Consider the following 4,954-nt stretch of genomic DNA (forward strand, 5'->3'; position numbering starts at 1 on the left):
CACCGAAGTGTCACATCGAATTGACAGGTCACGTTCACTCTTTAGTTTTCAAGGAACACTTCATTCTTTAGTGTCGCTCTCGCGGCGACAAATATGATCTTATCATCTTCCCATGCTCCAAGTCAATACTTTTATTAAAAAATCTATTTCATTATCCCTCTTCAATCAGCATAGCACAGAAAAAGAAAATCCCAACGAGACGGTTTGCCTTCTAAGGCCTGTTCGCTGGGAATCATGTTTGTAGTTTCTACCCTTACGGCGTTTCTTTCACCGCACTTCCCACATGGTTTGTCTGAGGTTTGTGATTGGGAAACCAAAACACAAAGATAAAGCTGAACAATGCAATCCCCAATAAAATGAGATAAATATGGTGCAATCCAAACACGAGGGCGCCTTTTAACAGCTGAACCATATCTGGGGAAACCGATAGTGTCTCATGTTGTTCCAGCAATTGGTTCAGTTGGTCAATATCCACCTGAACCGCAGCGGACTGTCTCTCCATATAACGAATCATATATCGATTAAACATCGTGCCAAATACGGCAACCCCGACCGTCTGACCAAGCGATCTCAATAAGGTGTTCACCGCTGTAGCCGTGCCACGCTGGTGCCATCCGACCGAAGATTGCACAATCACCGTAAACACCGTCATGGAAAAGCCGAAACCAAACCCTTCAACCAACATGATTGCCGCAAGAACCCATTCCGGTGTTGAGGCATCTGCCATCGTCAACCATATGGTCCCAAAAATAATCAACAGTAGGCCGGCCATGACTGTGCGGCGTGGACCGATTCTAAGCATGAGCCTGCCTCCGATGACCGCTCCCACCGGCCAGCCTAGCGACATGGGGAGAAGAGTAAGCCCAGATCCCGTAGCCCCCTGCCCATGAACCCCTTGCACCCAGAGCGGTAAATATACCGTCAGGGCGATAAGAACGGATGAGACAAAGAAACCCGCTATATTGGAGGCCGCAATCGCGGGAATTTTAAATAAGCTCAATGGCAACATAGGCTCAGACACATTTGCCTCAATATACAAAAACAACCCAATCAGCAAAACCGCCACCAAAAACAAGCCAATGATGGGGGCAGAAGCCCAGGGATAGACCACGCCCCCCGTATTGAGAGCTAGCAATAAAGCGGAAATTCCCAATGTAGACGTCAATGCGCCCCAATAATCAATCTGACGTCGCTCCGTTTCCCCTCCTTCTTTCAGAAACAGCGACACCAGGATGATGGATACAATCCCAAATGGCAGATTGAGATAAAATATCCAGCGCCAAGACACAAAATCAACCAAGAATCCCCCGACAAGAGGCCCCACGAGTCCTGAAAGCCCCCACACCGAACTAAACCAGCCTTGCACTTTAGCGCGCTCTTCATAAGGATAAATATCGCCGATAATCGTAAACGTCACCGGCATAATCGCGCCCGAGCCAATCCCTTGCAGCGCGCGGAAGCAGATGAGCTGGCTCATGGTCTGTGATAATCCCGACAACATCGAGCCAGCGAGAAAGATGGCCGCTCCCACATGAAAAATGCGTTTCCTACCATAAAGATCGGCCAACTTGCCAAAGATTGGGGTAGCGACCGTGGAGGTGAGAAGATAGACAGCAAAGACCCAGCTGATATACTGGATTCCCCCCAATTCGCTCACAATGCGGGGCATCGCTGTACTGACAATCGTCACCTCAATCGCCGCCAAAAATGTAGCAATCAACATAGCCATAGTCACTTTTTTGCGATCGCTTTTCACGCTCCCACCTCTTAACTAAATATATTTATCTAAATAGTTTAGATATCAGCTGAACGGAACCTGATTGATTAGTTGTCATCTATGAAGATCAAACCAAAAAGCAATTTATACCAAAATTATAACATTTCCCTGTTGAGGTTGACTCATTTATTTCGAAATACAAAACAAAAACCATCTTAGCAACTTCGCTTTCGCTTCCGTTACCAAGATGGTTATCTGTTGTTGGCGGAGAGAGAGGGATTCGAACCCTCGAGGCGAGTTTTGCCCGCCTACACGATTTCCAATCGTGCTCCTTCGGCCAGCTCGGACATCTCTCCATAAATCAAAAATGGTGGCTCGGGACGGAATCGAACCGCCGACACGAGGATTTTCAGTCCTCTGCTCTACCGACTGAGCTACCGAGCCAATCTCATTATTAAAAGGTGAAGTGGGGCGACCGATGGGAATCGAACCCATGAATGCCGGAGCCACAATCCGGTGCGTTAACCACTTCGCCACGGCCGCCAAGATAAATGGCGGAGCTGACGGGATTCGAACCCGCGATCTCCTGCGTGACAGGCAGGCATGTTAGGCCTCTACACCACAGCTCCCCATGGTGGACGGTGACGGGATCGAACCGCCGACCCTCTGCTTGTAAGGCAGATGCTCTCCCAGCTGAGCTAACCGTCCATGTTGGTGACCCGTAGGGGATTCGAACCCCTGCATGCTAGCGTGAAAGGCTAGTGTGTTAAACCGCTTCACCAACGGGCCAAGTTTCCATCTATTTCCTCCGCTGGAAATTATTCTCTCGACCAGCGGCGACTCTGTTATATTAGCATGGATCAACTAGGATGACAAGTAGATTGATATAAGTTTTATAATAGTGAATATTGTATTTTCTTGCTAAAAAATAATAAACTGCTCGTGCAACGCCCACGAGCAGTTAAATGCTAGTCTCTGATCAATCCGTCTATAAAGTGTTCTATTTCACTTGATACAGAATCAGTTCCCCCCAAAATATGAACATAATCCAACTCATACCAATGGGAACTGATAAAATTTTTAACGGATATATCCAATTTACTTGGCATGGTCAATAAGATGGGTCCATGCTCGTAGCCGGCCAGCGAACTGCTTGTCAAGGCATCGGCAAAAACATCCCCGCGCGCCAGTTTGATATTCGATATCTTTTTATTGTTGAAATGATATTTCGCCATGTTTGTGGATACTTCAAACCGATTGGCCCCGCCGATGCGTAGCACTGAAGCGGACGGATTCAACTTCTTGATTTGCGCTATCACGCCATCCGAGACAGAGGAAGGTCCACCTACAATGACAAACTCATTGATAACCCGATTTTTGACAACATTGGCCACGGTTTCGGGAATTCGATCTTTTTGAACAAGCAGTAAGGGTTTGCCCGCACCCGCATATCCCGACGCAGACAATGCATCCGAATAAATCAGTCCATTGGTCACATAGGCTGTCGCCGATCCGGCGCCACTGAGCGATTGGAGAGCGGCCTTGGCTGATACCTCAAAACGATCTTTCCCATCCAAGCGCACCACTTCGGAAACGCCTAGCTTTTTCAGCTGAAATACGATATGGGTGGAGACTGAATCGGTTCCCCCGAGAATAATGGCCTTGCGCGGCGCCAGGATTTTAATATGGGTTTTGACCGACTCTGGCAAAGCGCTGGGTGTAGTTAGTAAAACGGGATGTGTTCCCAAGTAAGGATGTTCAGCGACATAGGGATAGTCCAGATGCCAATGCAGTGACGAAGCTGACAATGCGTCACTGAACACGTCCCCACGGGCCAGCACAATCGTATCCAACCGTTCTCCAAGATATCTTTTTAATTCCCAGCTGACTCGGGTAGACACTTCATAACGATCTTTTCCATCAAGCCGCTCCACTCCTGGCCAAACAGGGAAATAAGTCGCAACTACCCAGTTTTTGCTTGCGGAAGAGGAGGCATAGAAATCAAATCGATTTACGGCCGGTTCTACTGACACCCACTTTCTAAAAGTAGGACTGGTCAAATCAATGATATCTGTATGATTTTGTTCCACAAACACTTGATCAGCATCGGTCGTTCCTTCCAATGCGATTTCCGGGTTCATTCTGGATAAGCGAGGGTTATGCGATGGGAAACCCGTAACATCCAAAGTGGGTTCATCTGTAGAAAATGCCGTAAATAATGCCCCGGAAATGTTCACTTCATAATCCAGTTCCTCATCAGGCTCAGTAAAATTCTTGGTTACAACTAGGGTATATTCGCCCACAGGTAAATAACCCCACAAGGAATGTTTATTGAAGTCCTTATCATACAATGTGGCAAAGACACCTATATGGTTCATTTGCGTCGTGAGTTCTCCTGGCTCCTTGACAGAAAAACGATAAACATGCGTGGTATAATGATCAACCATTCCATTGTAATGCAACACTTCAACCACTTGTGCCTCATTTGCCTTGCTAACGGATTTCTCTTGCTCTTTGATCCGTTCAAGGATGTGCTGTATCTTCGTCTCCACCCTCCTTTTGCTTTCTTGCATCATGTTGCTCTTTTTGTTTGTAGTGTCCCCCTTCGCATCAACTGCTGAAAAGGTCAACGGACAAAATGCCAGGGCCAACGCAACGAAGATGCTTATCCCTTTTTTACCATGACATCCCCTCCCGTAAGAATATATGAAAAATTTGTTGTCTATCTTTTTATTCGTAATAAACCCGTCTTTTAAATCCCTTTTTTTGGTTTTCACTTATAGGTTAACACCCGATGCATTTATACAAAAAAAGCCGATATCCTTTGGATACCGGCTTTCCATTGCCTAGCAACGACCTACTCTCCCGGGGCTTAGGCCCAAGTACCATCGGCGCTGGAGGGCTTAACTTCCGTGTTCGGTATGGGAACGGGTGGATCCCCTCCGCCATCGTCACTAGACAAAAGTGGCGTGCCCTGGAAGATTCGAACTCCCGACCTTTTGATCCGTAGTCAAACGCTCTATCCAGCTGAGCTAAGGGCACATGTGTTAAATTTATCAAAGACACCATATGGAAACTCCGCAAAGAATTTGCGGAGTGCAGTTGTTCTAAAGCTGGAGAAACCCGCCAAGAACAACAGGCCACACCTTGAAAATTAGATTGGAATAAAGCGTGTTGCAAATGGGAGAGATCTATGTGTAGGATAAGCCCTCGACCGATTCGTATCCGTCAGCTAAA

2 protein-coding genes, 7 tRNA genes and 1 rRNA gene are annotated in these 4,954 nt (G+C 47.1%); all 10 read right to left on the reverse strand.

Translation table 11 applies throughout. The annotated features are described in order from the left end of the window. Positions 1-253 precede the first annotated feature (253 nt). The 10 genes from ACFQNG_RS15945 to ACFQNG_RS15990 all read right to left on the reverse strand — a co-directional run bounded on the left by ACFQNG_RS15945 (position 254) and on the right by ACFQNG_RS15990 (position 4,759). A complete protein-coding gene (locus tag ACFQNG_RS15945) occupies positions 254-1,756 on the reverse strand; it encodes an MDR family MFS transporter (protein ID WP_379866555.1) in 1,503 nt (500 codons plus the stop codon). 223 nt (positions 1,757-1,979) lie between these two features. Beyond that, positions 1,980-2,073: transfer RNA gene (locus ACFQNG_RS15950), tRNA-Ser, on the reverse strand. Positions 2,074-2,085: 12 nt separating this feature from the next. Further along, positions 2,086-2,161 (reverse strand) — tRNA-Phe (locus ACFQNG_RS15955). Positions 2,162-2,184: 23 nt separating this feature from the next. Continuing rightward, positions 2,185-2,260, reverse strand: a tRNA-His gene (locus ACFQNG_RS15960). Positions 2,261-2,269: 9 nt separating this feature from the next. Continuing rightward, positions 2,270-2,346 (reverse strand) — tRNA-Asp (locus ACFQNG_RS15965). A 3-nt stretch (positions 2,347-2,349) separates the two neighbouring features. Then, positions 2,350-2,425 (reverse strand) — tRNA-Val (locus ACFQNG_RS15970). 4 nt (positions 2,426-2,429) lie between these two features. After that, positions 2,430-2,506: transfer RNA gene (locus ACFQNG_RS15975), tRNA-Glu, on the reverse strand. Between the two features lie 179 nt (positions 2,507-2,685). Then, the gene (locus tag ACFQNG_RS15980) at positions 2,686-4,269 is read right to left on the reverse strand and encodes a cell wall-binding repeat-containing protein (protein WP_379866557.1); all 1,584 of its coding nucleotides are present in this window, start codon (positions 4,267-4,269) and stop codon (positions 2,686-2,688) included. 292 nt (positions 4,270-4,561) lie between these two features. Next, positions 4,562-4,676: ribosomal RNA gene (rrf, locus tag ACFQNG_RS15985) — 5S ribosomal RNA — on the reverse strand. Between the two features lie 6 nt (positions 4,677-4,682). After that, a tRNA-Arg gene (locus tag ACFQNG_RS15990) sits at positions 4,683-4,759 on the reverse strand. Positions 4,760-4,954 lie beyond the last annotated feature (195 nt).

This window comes from Laceyella putida, assembly GCF_042665195.1.
GTDB lineage: Bacteria > Bacillota > Bacilli > Thermoactinomycetales > Thermoactinomycetaceae > Laceyella > Laceyella putida.